The sequence below is a fragment of the Microbacterium sp. PI-SA-G genome, from assembly GCF_057215335.1.
This window is the reverse complement of sequence record NZ_CM170103.1, coordinates 372,213-389,983: the sequence shown is the minus strand read 5'-3', so window position 1 is coordinate 389,983 and position 17,771 is coordinate 372,213. Positions and strand designations below refer to the sequence as shown.

The 17,771-nt window shown below is 68.1% G+C and carries 15 protein-coding genes; 9 read left to right on the top strand and 6 right to left on the bottom strand.

The window, feature by feature from the left end:
- Position 1: 1 nt before the first annotated feature.
- Both lpdA and sucB read left to right on the top strand, forming a co-directional pair.
- Entirely contained in the window at positions 2-1,375 is a 1,374-nt protein-coding gene (lpdA, locus tag AC2D10_RS02015; RefSeq protein ID WP_484710148.1) for a dihydrolipoyl dehydrogenase, read from the top strand.
- Between the two features lie 67 nt (positions 1,376-1,442).
- Positions 1,443-3,224: a 2-oxoglutarate dehydrogenase, E2 component, dihydrolipoamide succinyltransferase gene (gene sucB, locus AC2D10_RS02010; RefSeq protein WP_484710147.1), complete on the top strand. Its 1,782-nt coding sequence runs from the start codon at positions 1,443-1,445 to the stop codon at positions 3,222-3,224.
- A gap of 9 nt (positions 3,225-3,233) precedes the next feature.
- Here the strand turns inward: sucB and AC2D10_RS02005 are convergent, their stop codons facing one another.
- Positions 3,234-4,739, bottom strand: a complete 1,506-nt coding sequence (locus AC2D10_RS02005) for a hypothetical protein (protein WP_484710146.1) — start codon at positions 4,737-4,739, stop codon at positions 3,234-3,236.
- A 162-nt stretch (positions 4,740-4,901) separates the two neighbouring features.
- On the opposite strand from AC2D10_RS02005, the gene AC2D10_RS02000 reads away from it, so the two are divergent.
- Positions 4,902-5,612 carry a DUF4191 domain-containing protein gene (locus AC2D10_RS02000; RefSeq protein WP_484710144.1) on the top strand — a complete coding sequence of 237 codons (711 nt, stop codon included), beginning with the start codon at positions 4,902-4,904 and terminating at the stop codon, positions 5,610-5,612.
- A 61-nt stretch (positions 5,613-5,673) separates the two neighbouring features.
- Here AC2D10_RS02000 and AC2D10_RS01995 read toward each other — a convergent pair whose 3' ends face one another.
- A complete protein-coding gene (locus AC2D10_RS01995; RefSeq protein WP_484710143.1) occupies positions 5,674-6,861 on the bottom strand; it encodes a RimK family alpha-L-glutamate ligase in 1,188 nt (395 codons plus the stop codon).
- 17 nt (positions 6,862-6,878) lie between these two features.
- Between AC2D10_RS01995 and AC2D10_RS01990 the strand changes: the two genes are divergently transcribed.
- Complete coding sequence (locus tag AC2D10_RS01990; RefSeq protein WP_484710142.1) at positions 6,879-7,367, top strand: ATP-dependent zinc protease family protein; 489 nt, start codon at positions 6,879-6,881, stop codon at positions 7,365-7,367.
- A 13-nt stretch (positions 7,368-7,380) separates the two neighbouring features.
- On the opposite strand, the gene AC2D10_RS01985 is transcribed toward AC2D10_RS01990, so the two are convergent.
- A complete protein-coding gene (locus tag AC2D10_RS01985; protein ID WP_484710141.1) occupies positions 7,381-7,809 on the bottom strand; it encodes an RDD family protein in 429 nt (142 codons plus the stop codon).
- A gap of 136 nt (positions 7,810-7,945) precedes the next feature.
- Here AC2D10_RS01985 and glnA point away from each other — a divergent pair, with 136 nt between their 5' ends.
- The 4 genes from glnA (at position 7,946) to AC2D10_RS01965 (ending at position 11,548) form a co-directional block, all read left to right on the top strand.
- Positions 7,946-9,370 (top strand): type I glutamate--ammonia ligase, encoded by a 1,425-nt coding sequence (gene glnA / locus AC2D10_RS01980; protein WP_484710139.1) that lies wholly within the window; start codon positions 7,946-7,948, stop codon positions 9,368-9,370.
- 134 nt (positions 9,371-9,504) lie between these two features.
- Positions 9,505-9,762, top strand: a complete 258-nt coding sequence (locus tag AC2D10_RS01975; RefSeq protein WP_484710138.1) for a hypothetical protein — start codon at positions 9,505-9,507, stop codon at positions 9,760-9,762.
- Between the two features lie 69 nt (positions 9,763-9,831).
- Positions 9,832-10,953, top strand: coding sequence for an AI-2E family transporter (locus tag AC2D10_RS01970; protein WP_484710136.1), 1,122 nt, complete (start codon positions 9,832-9,834; stop codon positions 10,951-10,953).
- A 106-nt stretch (positions 10,954-11,059) separates the two neighbouring features.
- Positions 11,060-11,548: a pyridoxamine 5'-phosphate oxidase family protein gene (locus AC2D10_RS01965; RefSeq protein WP_484710135.1), complete on the top strand. Its 489-nt coding sequence runs from the start codon at positions 11,060-11,062 to the stop codon at positions 11,546-11,548.
- Between the two features lie 36 nt (positions 11,549-11,584).
- On the opposite strand, the gene glsA is transcribed toward AC2D10_RS01965, so the two are convergent.
- Entirely contained in the window at positions 11,585-12,523 is a 939-nt protein-coding gene (gene glsA, locus AC2D10_RS01960; RefSeq protein WP_484710134.1) for a glutaminase A, read from the bottom strand.
- 132 nt (positions 12,524-12,655) lie between these two features.
- Here glsA and AC2D10_RS01955 point away from each other — a divergent pair, with 132 nt between their 5' ends.
- Positions 12,656-13,798: an AI-2E family transporter gene (locus tag AC2D10_RS01955; protein ID WP_484710133.1), complete on the top strand. Its 1,143-nt coding sequence runs from the start codon at positions 12,656-12,658 to the stop codon at positions 13,796-13,798.
- 25 nt (positions 13,799-13,823) lie between these two features.
- On the opposite strand, the gene AC2D10_RS01950 is transcribed toward AC2D10_RS01955, so the two are convergent.
- Positions 13,824-14,744 carry a diacylglycerol/lipid kinase family protein gene (locus AC2D10_RS01950; RefSeq protein WP_484710132.1) on the bottom strand — a complete coding sequence of 307 codons (921 nt, stop codon included), beginning with the start codon at positions 14,742-14,744 and terminating at the stop codon, positions 13,824-13,826.
- A gap of 49 nt (positions 14,745-14,793) precedes the next feature.
- Positions 14,794-17,769, bottom strand: coding sequence for a bifunctional [glutamine synthetase] adenylyltransferase/[glutamine synthetase]-adenylyl-L-tyrosine phosphorylase (locus AC2D10_RS01945; protein WP_484710131.1), 2,976 nt, complete (start codon positions 17,767-17,769; stop codon positions 14,794-14,796).
- Positions 17,770-17,771 lie beyond the last annotated feature (2 nt).

Below are 17,771 nucleotides of genomic sequence, written 5' to 3'. Positions count from 1 at the left end.
CATGACCACACACTCCTTCGACATCGTCGTCCTGGGCGGAGGAAGCGGCGGGTACGCCGCGGCGCTGCGAGCGAGCGAGCTCGGCAGATCCGTCGCCCTGATCGAGAAGGACAAGGTCGGCGGCACGTGCCTGCACCGCGGCTGCATCCCGACGAAGGCCCTACTGCATGCTGCCGAGGTCGCCGATCACGTGCGCACGGCGTCGTCGGTCGGCGTGACCGCGACCCTGACCGCCGTCGATCCCGCCGGTGTGCGCGCGTATCGCGAGGGCATCGTGTCGAAGAAGTACAAGGGCCTCGAGGGCCTCGTCAAGGCGCGCGGGATCACGACGGTCCCGGGCGCCGGGCGGTTGAACCCGGACCGGACGGTGAGCGTGGGCGACGACGTGTACGTCGGCACCGATGTGGTGCTGGCGACGGGTTCGTACAGCCGCACGCTTCCGGGCCTGGAGATCGGTGGCCGCATCCTCACGAGCGAACACGCTCTGGAACTCGACGAGATCCCCGAGCGCGTTCTCATCCTCGGCGGCGGCGTCATCGGTGTCGAGTTCGCCAGTGTGTGGCGGTCCTTCGGCTCCGAAGTCACCGTGATCGAAGCGCTGCCGCATCTCGTTCCCAACGAGGACGTCGCCATGAGCAAGGGACTCGAGCGGGCCTTCCGTCGTCGGGGCATCCAGTACTCCCTCGGTGTGCGGTTCCAGACGGCGGTGCAGGATGACACGTCTGTCACCGTCACCCTCGAGGACGGCAAGGAGTTCTCCGCGGACTATCTGCTCGTCGCCGTCGGGCGTGGCCCGGTCACCGCTGATCTCGGTTTCGAAGAAGCGGGAGTCGAGCTCGATCGCGGATATGTGACCGTCGACCAGGATCTTCGCACCGCTGCTCCGCATGTCTGGGCCGTCGGGGACATCGTTCCGGGACTGCAGCTCGCGCACCGAGGATTCCAGCAGGGCATCGCCGTCGCCGAGCGGATCGCCGGGCTCAGTCCCGTCTCCGTCCCCGACTCGCAGATCCCGAAGGTCACCTATTCGAGCCCCGAGGTGGCCTCCGTCGGGGTGACCGAGGCCGCCGCCGTCACCGAGCACGGCGCCGATGCGGTGGTCGCCTACGAGTACAACCTCGCCGGAAACGGCAAGAGCGAGATCATCGGGACGAGCGGGATGGTGAAAGTCGTCCGGCTCAAGGACGGCCCGGTCATCGGTGTTCATCTCCTCGGCGATCGCGTGGGTGAGCTCATCTCCGAAGGACAGCTCGCCGTCGCCTGGGAAGCCCACCCGGAGGACATCGCTCCTCTCATCCACGCGCATCCGACCCAGAGCGAGGCCCTGGGTGAAGCGTTCCTCGCGCTGGCCGGAAAGCCCCTGCACGCCCTCTGAGCACCAACCGGTGCCCGAGTCACTAAGCTAGACAAGCGTCATACAACTTCTTGAAGGAGACTCAGTCATGAGCACATCCGTGGTCCTCCCCGCTCTCGGAGAGAGCGTCACCGAGGGTACGGTCACCCGCTGGCTCAAGCAGGTGGGAGACACCGTTCAGGCTGACGAGGGCCTGCTCGAGATCTCGACCGACAAGGTCGACACCGAGATCCCCTCCCCCGTCAGCGGGGTCATCGAGGAGATCCTCGTGGCCGAGGACGAGACCGTCGAGGTCGGCGCGCTGCTCGCGCGCATCGGTGACGGCAGCGCCGCGGCCCCCGCCGACGAGGCGCCTGCCGCCGAAGCACCGACCGCAGAAGCCGCTCCGGCCGAAGCCGCGCCCGCTGAGCAGGCCCCGGCCGCTGAGCAGGCCCCGGCCGCTGAAGCGGCGCCTGCCGAGGCCGCACCCGCCGCCGAAGCTCCCGCTGGCGACGCCACCGACATCGTTCTGCCCGAACTCGGCGAGAGCGTCACCGAGGGCACCGTCACACGTTGGCTCAAGCAGGTCGGCGACACGATCGAGGTCGACGAGGCCCTGCTCGAGATCTCAACGGACAAGGTCGACACAGAGATCCCGTCGCCCGTCGCCGGTGTGCTCCAGGAGATCGTCGCCGCAGAAGACGAGACCGTCGCCGTCGGCGCGGTCCTCGCCCGCGTCGGATCCGGTGCAGCTCCCGCCGCCGCGCCGGCAGCCGAGGCGCCCGCCGCTGAAGCACCTGCGGCTCCCGCGCCCGCCGCTCCGGCACCGGCAGCTCCTGCGCCCGCCGGCCCGGCACCTTCAGCGGCGCCCGCCGCTGAAGCACCTGCAGCTCCGGCGCCCGCCGCCCCGGCGCCCGCCGCTCCCGCACCTGCCGCGTCCGCGCCCGCCGCCCCGGCAGCGCAGGCGCCGGCCGCGGAGAACGACAACCTGTATGTGACGCCGCTGGTCCGCCGACTCGCCGCGCAGCAGAACGTCGACCTCGCGTCCGTCACCGGCACCGGAGTCGGAGGCCGTATCCGCAAGGAGGACGTGCTGAAGGCAGCCGAGTCTGCCGCAGCGGCTCCGGCCGCAACTGCTTCCGCGCCTGCAGCTCCCGCACCGCTCCAGGTCTCGCCCCTGCGCGGCACCACGCAGCCGATGTCTCGACTGCGCAAGGTCCTGGCCGAGCGTGCCGTGGCCTCGATGCAGCAGACGGCGCAGCTCACGACCGTGGTCGAGGTCGACGTCACCGCGCTGGCCGAGTACCGCGACAGCGTCAAGGCGTCCTTCCTCGAGAAGACCGGCGACAAGCTGTCGTTCCTGCCGTTCTTCGCCCTGGCTGCGGCTGAAGCACTGCGTGCCTTCCCGATCGTCAACTCCACGGTCGACGGCGACAAGATCGTGTACCCGGCAACCGAGAACCTCTCGATCGCCGTCGACACCGAGCGTGGGCTGCTCACCCCGGTCCTGCGCGACGCGGCGTCGAAGAACATCGCCGAGATCGCCCATGAGATCGCGGATCTCGCGGCCCGCACGCGCGACAACAAGCTGAAGCCCGACGAGCTCGCGGGCGGCACGTTCACGCTGACCAACACGGGTTCGCGTGGCGCGCTGTTCGACACGCCCGTCGTGTTCCTGCCGCAGTCCGCCATCCTCGGCACCGGAATCGTCGTCAAGCGGCCCGGTCTGGTGAAGGTCGGAGCCACCGACGCCATCGCGGTCCGTTCGTACGTGTACCTGGCTCTTTCGTACGACCACCGCATCATCGACGGGGCAGATGCCGCTCGCTTCCTCGGAGCTGTGAAGTCACGCCTCGAGTCGGCGCAGTTCGCCGCGCAGCTCGGCGCCTGACACACCGCATCATTCCGGCTGGTCCGCGACGTCATAGACGTCGCGGACCAGCCATTTCTCGTCGAGGCGAGCGAGCACCACGATGCGGGCCCGCGGCTCCACATCAGCTTCGCCGGAGTCGCCGGGTTTCGCAGCGGGATCCGACAGATCAGCCCGCACCACCGCCACACCGCCGTACTCGTCGATGAGCGCGAAAACTGGCTGACCGACCCCCGTCGATGCGACAGCCTCCACCACTCCCGCAGACCCCGGCTCGACCGCCGCGGAACACTCCTGATCCCCACCGGCCCCGCACTTCGCGATCTGAGTCCAGAGATCGACCGCTGCCGTCGCAGGGTCTGACGGTTCCGATCCCGGCTTCGCACCAGGTACAGATGTCTGCGATGGCGTCGGCTCATCTGCAGCACCGGCGTCTCTTTCTTCGGGCGCCACGTGGGTGTCAGCAGCCGTCGACACCGGTCCTTCGGTGGCGCCAGCGCCCGTGTCGCTGCCCTCAGCCTGATCTTCGTTGCCCGAGGGCCAGAGCAGTCCGGCGGTCAGCACCGCCGCCGCCGCTGCTCCGGCGATCACCAGCGAGCGTCGCCGATTCGCCTTCGGACGGAGCGTGGCAGCCGACGAGGTGCTGATCGCCGTAGCCAAGGTCCGCGTACGCTGATGGCGCCTCTCACGGAGCCGAGCGACCGCCTGACCTCCCGCACTGACGAGCGCGAACCAGACGGCCGGACTCCGCACTCGCCTGCTCCTGTCCCTCCCACGCACACGGGATCGCGGACGGACCACGTCGCCCCCGACAGCTGTGGCCGCCCCCGCGCGCATCTGCGCCGCTCCGACAGCCCCCGGCGCGGGCTCGGACGCCCCTATCTCTCGGCGAAGAGCGCGCGGCGCGGCGATCTCGAGCACCTCCTGCTCCCAGCGCAGAAGCTGCAGCGCCGGCACCGACGGCTGCTGCGCGATGTTCTTCTCCAATCCAGCCCGCACTGCGCCCAGCAGACGCCCCAGCGTCCGCTCGACGTTCTCGTCCGACAATTGCTCCACGAGCGACATGACGCCCACCCGCGCCATGTCGCCCGTGCCGATGACCAGGACAGGCCGGCCATCGTCTGTGAGCCACCATGTTCCCCGCACCTCATCCGTGCGCTCCAGCTCCCCCAGCTCTGAAAGCGCCCGCAGAAGGCTCACCAGCAGCGTGCCGCACTCCCCCGGCGTCAGCCGCTCACCGCCGACACGGCGCCTGGCGAGGAACGCCGTCACCCGCTCGGTGCACCACGGCAGGAGCACATCGTGTCCGTCCCCACGGCGCACGATATCGGTGGGCGCCATCACGTGTTCAGAACCCGCGAGGCGCCATCCCTCCCATCCGCTGAGCTCCGCAACGTCGATGCACACCGCCACCCGATCCCCGTCGGTGACCAACGCCCCAGCGAACGGCCCCTCCGACGGATCGAGCACGCGGATCACCCGGTGGACTCCTGAGAGCACTCCAGCGTTCCGCTCGGTGGGCACTGTTCCTGTCATGCCCTCATCACAGCCGATCCCCACAGCCCAGGGCACCGATCCGGGCACCTGGGGACGAGAACCGGTCACACGCGTATCCGTGCAGGGTGAGTGACGCGCACCATTCTCCGCTCCGCGCGAACGACGCCATCCGGACGCTCAGGAATCGGTAGGCTGATCCCTATGGCAAAACGTGCTCCCGAACCCGAGAAGCGTCCTGGGTTCTTCTCCCAGATCAAGTCCCTCTTCCGGTTCACACGCGAGGCGTATGCCTGGCTTCCGTGGGCGCAGATCGGCATCCTCATCGGCGGTGTACTGCTGGGCCTCGTCGCCGGCTACCTGATCCCGCCGTTCCAGGTCTGGACCCTTGTCCTGTGGGGCATCACCGGCCTCATGCTGGGTGTCCTCGGCGCCATGTTCCTCATGACTCGTCTGTCGACGTCGGCGATGTACTCCAAGATCGACGGAATGCCCGGCGCGACCGGTCACGTGCTCAGCACGAGCCTCGGTCGCCGGTGGCAGGCGTCCGAGACGCCCGTCGGCATCAACCCCAAGACGCAGGAAGCCGTCTACCGCACCGTCGGACGCGGTGGCGTCGTCATCATCGGCGAAGGCGCACGCGGGCGACTCACCCGCCTCGTCAACGAGGAACGCAGCAAGGTGCAGCGCGTGGCGCATGGCGTTCCGGTGACGGTCCTGTACGTCGGGCACGGCGACGACGAGGTCACGATCGCCGAGCTGTCGAAGACCATCAAGAAGCTTCCGAAGGTGATCGACAAGGCGACCATGGGCGCGGTCATCCGTCGCATCGAATCGGTGTCGCAGTCGCTCTCTTCGCTGCCGATCCCCAAGGGCATCGACCCGACCAAGGTCCGCGCTCAGCGTCCGCGCTGACCCGCATCCTCCGCACAGAAGGGCGGCCGTCCCGACATCGGGACGGCCGCTCTTCTCGTCATCACTCCGACAGCGGCTGGCGCGGAAGGCGTCGCACCTTGGCACGGCGCCGGCGCCGCTCGGGCACCATCGAGCGCATCTCGTCGAGCTTGCCGAAGCAGAACAGACGGTCTTCCGCCTCGAGGACCACGTGCTTGCGCGGGTTCGGGATCACGCTCACACCGCGGTGCAGAGTGAGGACCGTGATGTCGCGCTCCCAGAGTCCGGCCTCGCCGAGCGTCTTCCCGACGAGATCGACGGCGCCGTGCACCATGAGCTCGGCAACACCGTAACCGGTGGAGACGGTGAGTCGCTGGCGCACGTCGATCTCGGGGAACGCGACCTGGTTGGCGACGTAGTCGATGATCGCGCCGGCGACGTCGAGCTTGGTAGCGGTCTCGATACCCTGCAGACCCGGCGAGGAGTTGACCTCCATGACCAGAGGACCCTCATCGCCCTCGAGCATGTCGACCCCCGCGACCCGCAGTCCCATGATCTGCGCGGAACGCACCGCTGCGCGCTCGTACACGGGGTCGAGTTCGATGGACTCGACGGAGCCGCCGCGGTGCACGTTCGACCGGAACTCATCGCCCGCGGCCGAGCGGCGCATCGCCGCGACGACACGGTCGCCGACCACGAGGGCTCGGATGTCGCGTCCGCGGCTCTCGGAGATGAACTTCTGGATCAGCACGTTCTGCTTGGTCGAATGCAGGGTCTCGATGATCGCCTCGGCGACCTTGACCTGCGGCGCGAGGATCACCCCGATGCCCTGCGTTCCCTCGAGCAGCTTGATGACGACCGGAGCACCGCCCACGCGTTCGATCGCCGGACGCACATCGGCGCGGTTGCGCACGAACGCGGTCGGCGGCATCGCGATGTTGTGGCGCGACAGGATCTGGTTGGCGCGCAGTTTGTCACGCGCGCTCGAGATGCCGTTCGCCGTGTTCGGGGTGTACACGTCCATCTGCTCGAACTGGCGCACCACGGCGGTGCCGAAGTACGTGATCGAGTTGCCGATGCGCGGCAGGATGGCGTCGTAGTCGCTGAGCTGGCGCCCCCGGTAGTGCAGGTCGGGCTCGTCGGCGGTGAGGTCGATCGCGAAGCGCAGTGTGTTCAGGACCTTCACCGTGTGACCGCGCTGCAGCGCCGCCGCCCGCAGTCGCTGGGTGGAGTACGCCTGGGGCGCACGGGAGAGGACAGCGATCTTCACGGAGTTTTCCTGCCAGGATGTATCGAGTGACTAAGACATCCCATTCAAACACTCTTACGGGGTGGCGAGAATGGGTGGCGCTCCCCGATCTCAACGTGGACTGGATCAAGGCGAAGATCGACACGGGCGCGCGCACCTCCTCGCTCCATGCGTTCGACGTCGTCGAGTTCGAGCAGGACGGCGAGCCGTGGGTGCGGTTCCGCGTGAAGCCCTGGCAGGACAGCCAGGAAGACGCCGTCGTCGTCGAGTCGCCCATTCACGATCGCCGCGCCGTACGCAGCTCTTCCGGTCACGCGCAGCAGCGCATCGTCGTGCAGCTGCTGATCCGGCTCGTCGACCGCGAGGTGCTCGCGGAGGTCACACTCAACAACCGCGACGAGATGGGCTTTCGCATGCTGATCGGACGTGAGGCCCTTCGGCATGGATACACCGTCGATCCGGCCCGGTCGTTCCTGGGCGGTCGCGCCCCTCGCGAGGCCCGCCGGCGCAACCGCGGCAGGGACTGAGCCTCGACCGAGGTCAGGTGCGGATCAGGACCGTGCCGACGGCCTTGTCATGCAGCGCCCGCTGGTCGGGATCCCAGACCACCGCGGGAATGACCAGCAGCAGCAGAACCGTGCGCACGATCGGGCGCCACAGCCCGACCCACGCGCCGTCGATCCGGACGAGACGCATCCCGAGGATGCGATGGCCGGGGCTGCCCCCGACCAGAGGGATGAACACGATCTGCAGCACGGCGAACACCAACAGCGGTGCGAACTGCGTCAGCCCCGCCTCGCTCGGCAGCGCGAACTGGTCGAAACCGAGAAACCCGGTGGCGATGATCGTCGCGGCGGTGTAGTCGATCAGCAGCGCGCCGATCCGCCGGCCGATGCGACCGACGCTTCGCGAACCGGACTCCGGAAGGCCGAGTCGCTCACCGGGGTATCTGTTCGCCGCATCCGTCACCGGACCAGCCTACGATGCCGCCGCGGGCCGTGATCGCGTAACAAGCTCGAAACAAAGCGGACACCGCGGAGAAATCCCTCAGCCGTACTGTGCAGAATGGCCGTGAAGCCATCGTTCCGCTACACAGGAGTCGTACATGTTCAAAGATTCGTCCGAGGTGCTGAGCTACATCAAGGAGAACGACGTCAAGTTCCTTGACATCCGTTTCACCGATCTCCCTGGTGTCCAGCAGCACTTCAACATTCCTGCATCGACCGTGGACGAGGCGTTCTTCACCGAAGGCCAGCTGTTCGACGGCTCGTCGATCCGTGGATTCGCAAGCATCCACGAGTCCGACATGCAGCTCATCCCCGACGTGACGACGGCCTACATGGACCCGTTCCGCGAGGCGAGCACGCTCGTCATGATCTTCGACATCTACAACCCCCGCACCGGCGAGATCTACTCGAAGGATCCGCGTCAGGTCGCCAAGAAGGCAGAGAAGTATCTCGCCTCCACCGGCATCGCCGACACCGCGTTCTTCGCACCCGAGGCCGAGTTCTACATCTTCGATGACGTGCGCTACTCCGTCACCGCCGGTGAGAGCTTCTACAAAGTCGACTCCGAAGAGGCCGCCTGGAACACCGGCCGCGAGGAGGAAGGCGGAAACCTCGCCAACAAGACCCCGTACAAGGGCGGCTACTTCCCCGTCAGCCCGGTCGACAAGACCGCTGACCTGCGTGACGACATCACGCTGAAGCTGATCGACGCGGGCTTCATCCTGGAGCGCTCGCACCACGAGGTGGGCACCGCAGGCCAGCAGGAGATCAACTACCGCTTCGACACGATGGTCCACGCGGCGGACGACATCCTCAAGTTCAAGTACATCGTCAAGAACACCGCCAACGAGTGGGGCAAGGTCGCGACCTTCATGCCCAAGCCGCTCTACGGCGACAACGGCTCCGGCATGCACACGCACCAGTCGCTGTGGAGCGACGGCAAGCCGCTGTTCTACGACGAGGCCGGCTACGGTCAGCTCAGCGACATCGCGCGCTGGTACATCGGCGGCATCCTGGCGCACGCTCCGGCGATTCTCGCCTTCACCAACCCGACGCTGAACAGCTACCACCGTCTGGTCAAGGGCTTCGAGGCTCCGGTCAACCTGGTCTACTCGGCCGGCAACCGCTCCGCCGCGATCCGCATCCCGATCACGGGCTCCAACCCCAAGGCCAAGCGCATCGAGTTCCGCGCACCGGACGCCTCGGGCAACCCGTACCTCGCTTTCGCTGCTCAGCTGATGGCCGGGCTCGACGGCATCAAGAACCGCACCGAGCCGCATGAGCCGGTCGACAAGGACCTCTACGAGCTTCCTCCCGAGGAAGCCAAGGGCATCCCGCAGGTGCCGAACTCGCTGCTCGACTCGCTCGATGCACTCGCCGCCGACCACCAGTTCCTCCTCGAGGGCGGCGTGTTCACGCAGGAGCTCATCGAGACCTGGATCTCTTACAAGTACGAGAACGAGATCCTGCCGATGGCGCAGCGTCCGCACCCGTTCGAGTTCGAGCTGTACTTCGGCGTCTGACTCGAGTTCGCAAGGTTCTCCGGAATCCGCAGCATCAGGAAGAGCCCCCAGAGCACCCGCTCCGGGGGCTCTTCCCGTTCGACGGGCAGTTCTCCCCCTTGCCGAGCCCCCGCAGGCGCTGGAAGAGTGCCCGGATGGAACCCCCCTACGGAGATGCGATCGAGCTGGGCAAGCTCGACTCTCCGAGGGGCGCCACGTGGGCCACCCTGCGTCCCCTCGGCGAGGCGTGGGTGCTGTGGGTGCGGCGAGACGGCTCACACCGTCGCCAGCACCTGGGCGTGCTGAGTTCAGCTCAGGACGGATACGCGTTCATCTCCCGGCGCGGACACCGGACCGACCTCGACGACTGGCAGGAGCTCGTCGTTCGGATCGTCGCACGCCACCACGGCTGAGACCTCGAACAGTCTCAGTCGGTTGATAGGGTGACGTGACGTGACCGGCCGCGTGTGGAGGAGTGCAGGATGATGTTCCCGATTTTCGGACGCCCTCAGGATGCTCCGCCGCCCGAGAAGGGACTCTGGTCCCGAGGCTTCGGGATCGTCGCCACACGGAGCCTGCAGACGCTCGCTGTCCTCGCGCTGGTCTCGGTAGGCGTCCTCGTCATCACCCAGCTGTCGCTGGTGTTCATCCCGGTGACGATCGCGCTGATCCTCGCCTGCGCCATCCACCCCGTCGTCAGTCTGATGCGGCGGCGCGGCGTGCCGTCGATCCTGGCGACGTGGATCGCCCTGATCAGCATCCTCGCGATCCTCGGCGCCGTCGTCTGGGTCATCGTCCTGACCGTGCGCACGCAGTGGGACGATCTGGTCGAGTCGGCCACCGACGGCGTCACGCAGGTCACGGCCTGGCTCGGCACGCTGCCCTTCGACATCGACACGATCGACCTCGACGACGTCTGGGCCACCGCAGGACAGTTCCTCACCAGCAGTGCCTTCGGTCAGGGAGCCCTGGCGGGCGTCTCGGCGACCGCGAGCTTCTTCACGGGCCTTCTGCTCATGATCGTGGTGCTCTTCTTCTTCCTGAAGGACGGCCCCCGCATCTGGGAGTTCCTTCTCCGTCCGTTCTCGGGAGAGAGCTACGCCCGTGCGCGCCGCATCGGCGACAAGTCGGTCGAGGTGTTCGGCGGCTACGTCCGCGGGACATCGATCATCGCCGCCGCCGACGCGCTCGGCATCGGTATCGGCCTGGCGATCCTGCAGATCCCGCTCGCGCTGCCTCTCGCCGTCATCGTCTTCCTGACCGCGTTCATCCCGCTCGTCGGCGCGACCGCAGCGGGAATCCTCGCGGCTCTGGTCGCGCTCGTCACCCACGGGCCGGTGGCAGCGTTGATCGTGATCGGCATCGTGGTGCTCGTCAATCAGCTGGAGGGCAACTTCCTGCAGCCGGTCGTGATGGCCCGGTCGCTCAAGCTCCACGCTCTGGTCATTCTGCTCGCGCTGACCGCCGGTACGATCCTCGGCGGCATCGTCGGCGCCGTGCTCTCGGTTCCCCTCGCCGCCGTCGCCTGGGGCATCATCACCGTGTGGGACGGGCCGCACACCCCGGCACGCCCCTTCCGACAGAAGCGCGACGAGACGGTCTGACGCGGCTATCTCGCCCGATCACGCGCCGCAAGCCCCTGGGCCTGCGGCGCGTGTCGCGTAATGATGAGTGACCATCACCCACCGCAACGCGAAAGGGACCACTCGAATGACTGACACCACTCCCACCCAGAAGGTCGCGGAGCTGATCAAGGACTTCCGGTTCGCGATGTTCACGTCGCGCAACGCCGACGGCAAGCTCGTGGCGCATCCGCTCACCGTCCAGGAGTCCGAGTTCGACGGGGACCTGTGGTTCCTCGTATCCAAGAGCGCCTCGTTCATCGTCGACATCGCCCGCGACGACCGCGTCGGCGTCTCGCTCAGCTCCAACGATTCGTGGGTGTCGCTCTCGGGCACGGCTGGTCTTGTCGAGGACCGTGAGAAGGTGCGCGAGCTCTGGAACCCGATGGTCGAAGCCTGGTTCCCCGACGGACCCGACGACCCCACAGTGGGCCTGCTCAAGTTCTCGGCCGAGTCGGCGGAGTACTGGGACAGCCCCGGCGGGAAGATCGCCTCGATCTTCAGCTTCGTCAAGTCGAAGATCACCGGCCAGCAGTACGACGCCGACAACGAGAAGGTCGATCTGCCGAACGGCTGATCGACAGGTCGTCGCCGGGGACCGGGCTCGCTTCGGTCAGCGTGCGGACGTCTCGAACGCGTGCAGGCCGAGCTCGGCGCTCAGGGCAGCGCTGGCGACGTGCCCGCGGACGCTCGTGCCGAACTCGTCGAGCGGCGGACTCACCACGGCAGCACCGAGCAGACCGGGGGCGGCGAGAACGATCGCGCCGGAGACGCTCGACTTCGCCGGAACTCCCACATACTGCATCCAGCGTCCCGAGCCGTCGTAGACCCCGCAGGTGGCCATCACCGAGATGACATCGCGGGCGATCCGCGCGGACACGACGCGGGTCCCGGTCACCGGGTTCGTGCCGCCGTTCGCGAGAGTCGCTCCCATCACGGCCAGGTCGACAGCGCTGACGAGTGTGGCGCACGCCCGGGCGTACACCGCGACGGCGTCGTCAGCGGCGACCTTGAGGGTGCCCTCCGCACGCATCAGGTGAGCGAGCGCGTGATTCCGGTCGCCCAGGAGGTGCTCGTTTCGTGCGATCGCTTCATCGATGCGCACGGCACGACCCGCGAAGGCTGACAGACCGCGCTGGATCCTCTCGTCGCGCTCCGCGACATCGGCGCCGTCGACGAGGGAAGCCGTGAGGAGGGCGCCGGCGTTGACCATGGGGTTCGGCGGTCGTCCTGTGCCGCTCTCGAGCTTGATCGCGTCGAAGGCCTCGCCCGTCGGCTCGATCCCGACGAGGTCGAGCGCTCCGCCGTCGGTGTCCTGCAGGGCGAGGGCGAACAGGAACGGCTTCACGGCAGACTGCACGCTGAACTCCACGTCGGCCTGCGCGCTGACCACCCGGTCGCCGGCGATTGTGACGATCGCCATCCCCAGCAGATCCGAGTCGGCCTCGGCGAGCTCGGGGATGCTGTCGTCCACCCGACCGCCATGCTCGCGGAGCGCGCGCGCCCTCAGATCCTCGATGTCGTAGGCGCGGGGTTCGGGTGTGCGACTCATGCCCTCACTCTGTCATGCAGGCTTGTCGGCCGTCGCCGGTGACGGATCGAGGGCGACCCGTCGGCGTGGCTTCCTCGACCGCCTCTCGGTCGGTGGTCAACTGAGAGGTCGGATCAACAGAATGAGGGCACCATGCGCCGCAAGACCGCGAATGCGACCGCCGCCCACCCGGGCCCGGTCGCTCCGGCGAAGTCCTCGCCCTCGGTGGCGGCGCTCGCTCGCACCAACCCCTTCAAGCTCGGTCTGCTGGGTGCACTGGGAGTCCTCGTCGCCCTGATGATCGGCGGGATCGTCGATCAGTTGGCTACCGTGCTGGTGTACATCGGCGTCGCGCTGTTCCTCTCGCTGGGCCTCGATCCGATCGTCTCGTTCATCGAACGCAAGCTGCCGCGTCCCGCAGCGGTCACGATCGTCGTCGCCGCCGTGCTGCTCGCCTTCGCGGGGGTCATCCTCGCGGTTGTGCCGCTGCTCGTCGAGCAGATCACGAACCTGATCGACGACGGCCCGCAGATGGTCAAGGACATCATGGCGTCGGCGTGGTTCAAGGATCTCGACAACCAGTTCGGATCCACCTTCCAGGACGCCGCGAACGGCGTGCTGGCATTCCTCCAGGATCCGGGAAACCTCGCCAACATCGGCGGCGGCGTCTTCGCTGTCGGCGCCGGGATCGCGGGCGGGCTCACCGGCGTCACGATCGTGCTGATCCTGACGCTCTACTTCATGGCGTCGCTGCGGAGCATGAAGCGTGTCGCGACGCGCTTCGTGCCCGCCTACCAGCGCGACACGTTCAGCGGTCTGCTGGACGACGTCTCCAGCGCTGTCGGACGCTATGTGATGGGACAGGCCAGCCTCGCTCTCATCAACGGCGTGCTGAGCCTGATCCTGCTCACCATCATCGGAGCGCCCGTGCCGGCGCTGCTCGCCCTGATCGCCTTCATCGGATCGATGATCCCGCTGGTCGGAACGCTCAGCGCCTCGATCATCAACGGCCTCATCTGCCTGATCGCCAGCCCGATCACCGCGATCATCGCGTTCGGCTATTACCTCGTCTACATGCAGATCGAGGCGTACGTGCTCTCGCCGCGCATCATGAGCAAGGCCGTGGCCGTGCCCGGCGCGCTCGTGGTGATCGCCGCAGTCGCCGGCGGCGCGCTCGGCGGCATCCTCGGAGCGCTGGTGGCGATCCCGGTCGCGGCCAGCATCATCATCATCGTGCAGAAGGTCGTCTTCCCCGCTCAGGACCGGAAGACGACCTCCCCCATCGCGACGATCTGATCGATCACGACGGGTCGGCGTGTCGTCAGCGCACGAGTAGCGCGCCCGCCTGCACTCGTACGTCGAACGACGACACCTCGCCCATCTCCTCGCCGTCGATCTCGAAGACCAGCGGCGTCTCGAGCTCGACCGAGATGGTCTCGACCGGCAGATGACGAGCCGAGTCGGTGCTGACGGCCTCATCTCCGCCCGCAAAGAACCGACGGATGCCGTTGTCCCAGACGAACGAGCGGAACGTGTCGAGCCACTGCAGCGCCCCGTCGGCACTCACCATCAGCACGTCGAGCTTGCCGTCGTCGAGAACCGCGTCGGGGAGCAGACGGATGCCGCCCTGCACCATTCCGCAGTTGCCGATCAGCATGGTGTGGCCGCGCACGGCCACAGGGTTCTCGCCGTCGACGCTGACCGTGATGTCGGTCATCTCGGTGCCGGCGAGAGCCCGGCCCATCGCCTCGACGTAGGCCAGCCAGCCGGCCTTCGACTTGAGGTCGTCATCGGTCTCGACGAGCATCTGCGCGTCCACGCCGAACCCGACCATCACCGCGAAGGCGTGCTCCGTCCCGTCGTACGCGACCCAGCCGAGATCGATGCGTCGGGGCTCGCCGTCGCGCACGCGCTCGAGCGCTGCCGTCATGTTGTTGATCGGCACGTCGAGGTTGCGCGCGAGCAGGTTCCCGGTGCCCTGCGGAACGATCCCGAGTGCTGCGTCGGAGCCGGCGAGCGACTCCGCGATGGCCCGGACGGTGCCGTCTCCACCGACCGCGATGACGATCTCGCGACCGTCCGCGAGTGCTTCGGCTGCCATGCCGCGACCCGGGTCCTCAGGCGTGGTCTCCCACCAGCGGATGTCGACGCTTTCGTCGAACACGCCACTCACAGCACTCTGCAGAACCTCCTGCTCGACTTTCGAGGGGTTCCAGACGATACCAATGCGTGCGTGGGTCATATCGTCAGCATGCGCGACGGCCGCCGATATGGCAACTTGAGGGGCGCGGCTACCCGTAGAAGAGGTGCTCGAACGCTTTTCGGGCCCGTCTGGTCACCCCGAGATAGTCCTCTTCGAGCTCCGTCGCCGACCGATCGGGGTATCCGAGCAGGCGGGCGATCGCGTCGAGCTGGCGACGGTCCGCCGGCAGGACGTCGCTGGTCTGGCCGGAGAGGATGGTGATGGCCGATCGGAGCCGGCTCGAGAGGCGCCAGGCCTCGCTGAGCCGCTCCCCTGCCTCGGCAGGCACGAGCCCGGCTTCGACCGCGGCGTCGAGCGCGGCGATCGTCGACGTCGTCCGCAACGCCGGGATCGCGTGGGCGTGCTGCAGCTGGAGCAGCTGGACCAGCCACTCCACGTCGCTGAGCGTGCCAGGGCCGAGCTTGAGGTGGCGGCGGGGATCCGCGCCCTGCGGCAGCCGCTCCCCCTCGACCCGTGCCTTGATCCGCTTGATCTCGCGGAGACCCTGCTGATCTACGGTCTCGGGATAGCGGACGGAGTCGGCGAGCTCGACGAACTTCGCGATCAGCTTCGCACTCCCCGCCGCGCCACGGCCGCGCAGCAGCGCCTGCGCCTCCCACGAGAGCGACCAGCGCCGGTAATAGGTCGTATACGCCTCGATCGAGCGGACGACCGGTCCGCTGCGGCCCTCCGGCCGCAGATCGGCGTCGAGGTCGAGCGGCACACGGTGGTCGGTCAGGAGCTCGCGCAGCCGGGTCACGATTTTCGTCGCGAGTGCCTGCGCGCGCTGCGGCTCCACGCCGTTCGCGTCGTAGACGTAGAGGATGTCGGCATCGGAGCCGAAGCCGAGCTCGGCACCGCCGAACCGTCCCATCGCTATCACCGCGAAGTCGAGGGCCTCGTCCTCGGGCGGGACGACCTCGCGGAAGACGGCTCGCAGTGCGGCCTGGATCGTCGTCTCGGTGATCTCCGTGAGTGCCGTCGCGATCTCTTCGATCGTCAGAACGTCCAGCACCGCGCCCATCGCGGTGCGCAGCAGCTCGCGGCGGCGGTTGGCGCGCACGGCCCGCAGCGCGTCGTCCACGGCCTCGTGACGGGTCTGGATGGCTCGCGCCTCCTCGTCCAGGGCTGCCGCCCCGCGAGGCCGCAGCTGGTCGAGGCGGTCGAGCCACGCGACCGACTCGGGGATCCACTCCATCAGCTCGCCGATGTACCGCGATGACGACAGGATGCGGGTCAGGCTCTCGGCGGCGCCGGACGAGTCGCGCAGCATCCGGAGGAACCACGGGGTGTCCCCCAGCCGCTCGCTGATGCGTCGGAAGGCGATGAGTCCGTAGTCGGGATCGCTGCCGTCGGCGAACCAGCGCACCATGATCGGCATCAGGTGGCGCTGGATCGTCGCTTTGCGGCTCAGCCCGGTCGTGAGCGCGCCGATGTGCCGCAGAGCGCCGGCAGGATCACGGAAGCCGATCGCCGTGAGACGGTCGTGGGCTTGAGCGGCCGAAAGGGTGCGCTCCTCCTCCGGGAGCGCGGCGACGGCGCTGAGCAGCGGACGGTAGAAGAGTCGCGTGTGGATGTCGCGCACCTCGCGGCGCACGCTCTCCCACCGCGCCCAGATGCCCTCGCCGGTCTCGGCGAGCCCTGTGCTGCGCGCGAGCACGCGCAGGCCGTTCGGTGTCCGCGGCATCAGGTGCGTACGGCTCAGTTCGCGCAGCTGAAGCCGGTGCTCCATGACGCGGAGAATGCAGTAATCGCGCGCGAACGCCCCCGCTTCGGCACGGCCGATGTAGCCGCCCTCGACCAGGGCGTCGAGGCTCTCGATCGTTCCGCGAGTGCGCAGGGACTCGTCCGTGAGTCCGTGCACGAGCTGCAGGAGCTGCACCGTGAACTCGATGTCGCGCAGCCCGCCCGAGCCGAGCTTGATCTGGTACGGCGCCTCCTCCGGGTCGATGTGCTCCATGACCCGCTGGCGCATGCGCTGCACGCTGTCGACGAAATCCTGGCGCGCGGCGCTCGACCAGATCTTCGGCTGCACTGCAGCGATGTACTCGGCGCCGAGACCCTCGTCACCCGCGAGCGGGCGCGCTTTGAGGAGAGCCTGGAACTCCCAGCTCTTGGCCCAGCGGTCGTAATACGCCAGATGCGATGTGAGGGAACGCACCAGAGCGCCCTGCTTGCCTTCGGGGCGCAGGGCGGCGTCGACCTCCCAGAGCGGGGGCTCGACCTCGATGCCGCTGAGGCCGCGCATGGTCTCCCGCGCGAGCCGCGTGGCGATGTCGATCGCGCGGGCGTCGCTCACCACCTCTTCGTCGGCCGTGCCGCCCACGAAGATCACGTCGACGTCGCTGACGTAGTTGAGCTCGCGAGCGCCGGACTTTCCCATGCCGATGATGGCGAGACGGGTCGCGGCGATCTCGTGCTCCGGGTACGTGCCGCGCAGCCGCGTGCGAGCGACGGCCAGTGCCGCCTCCAACGCCGCGCCGGCGACATCTGCCAGAGCGGCGGCGACATCGCCGACGATCGCCACCGGGTCGGGATGCGTCAGATCGAACGCGGCGATGAGCGCGAGGCTCGACCGGTAGGCCACGCGCAGAGCGACGACGGTCTCATCGTCGCCGGACGACGCGAACCCGGATTCGGCGCCCACCGAGGTAAGCAGAGCCGCGCGCAGGTCGTCGGCCCCGGGAAGCGCGTCGATGGGCTCTGCGAGCGCATGGAGCTCGTCCGGGTGACGCAGGAAGAAGTCGGCGAGTCCTTCGGATGCTCCGAACACCCGCCACGCGCGATGACGCGTCACGGCGCCGTCGAGCAGCGCCTTCACGGGTGCCGGGTCGCGACGGGCCACGCGCAGCAGACCGCGCACGGCGGCGTCGGGGTCGGCGACGCCGGCGGCGTCCAGGACCTCGGCACGCGAGGATCCGAGGATCTCCGCGAGTTCGGTGAGGGATGCGGCAGCCTCGCTCAGCTCGGAGAATCCGAGCCGAGCGAGGGCCGAGAGCGAGACGGAGTCATCCGGACGCGCCATGC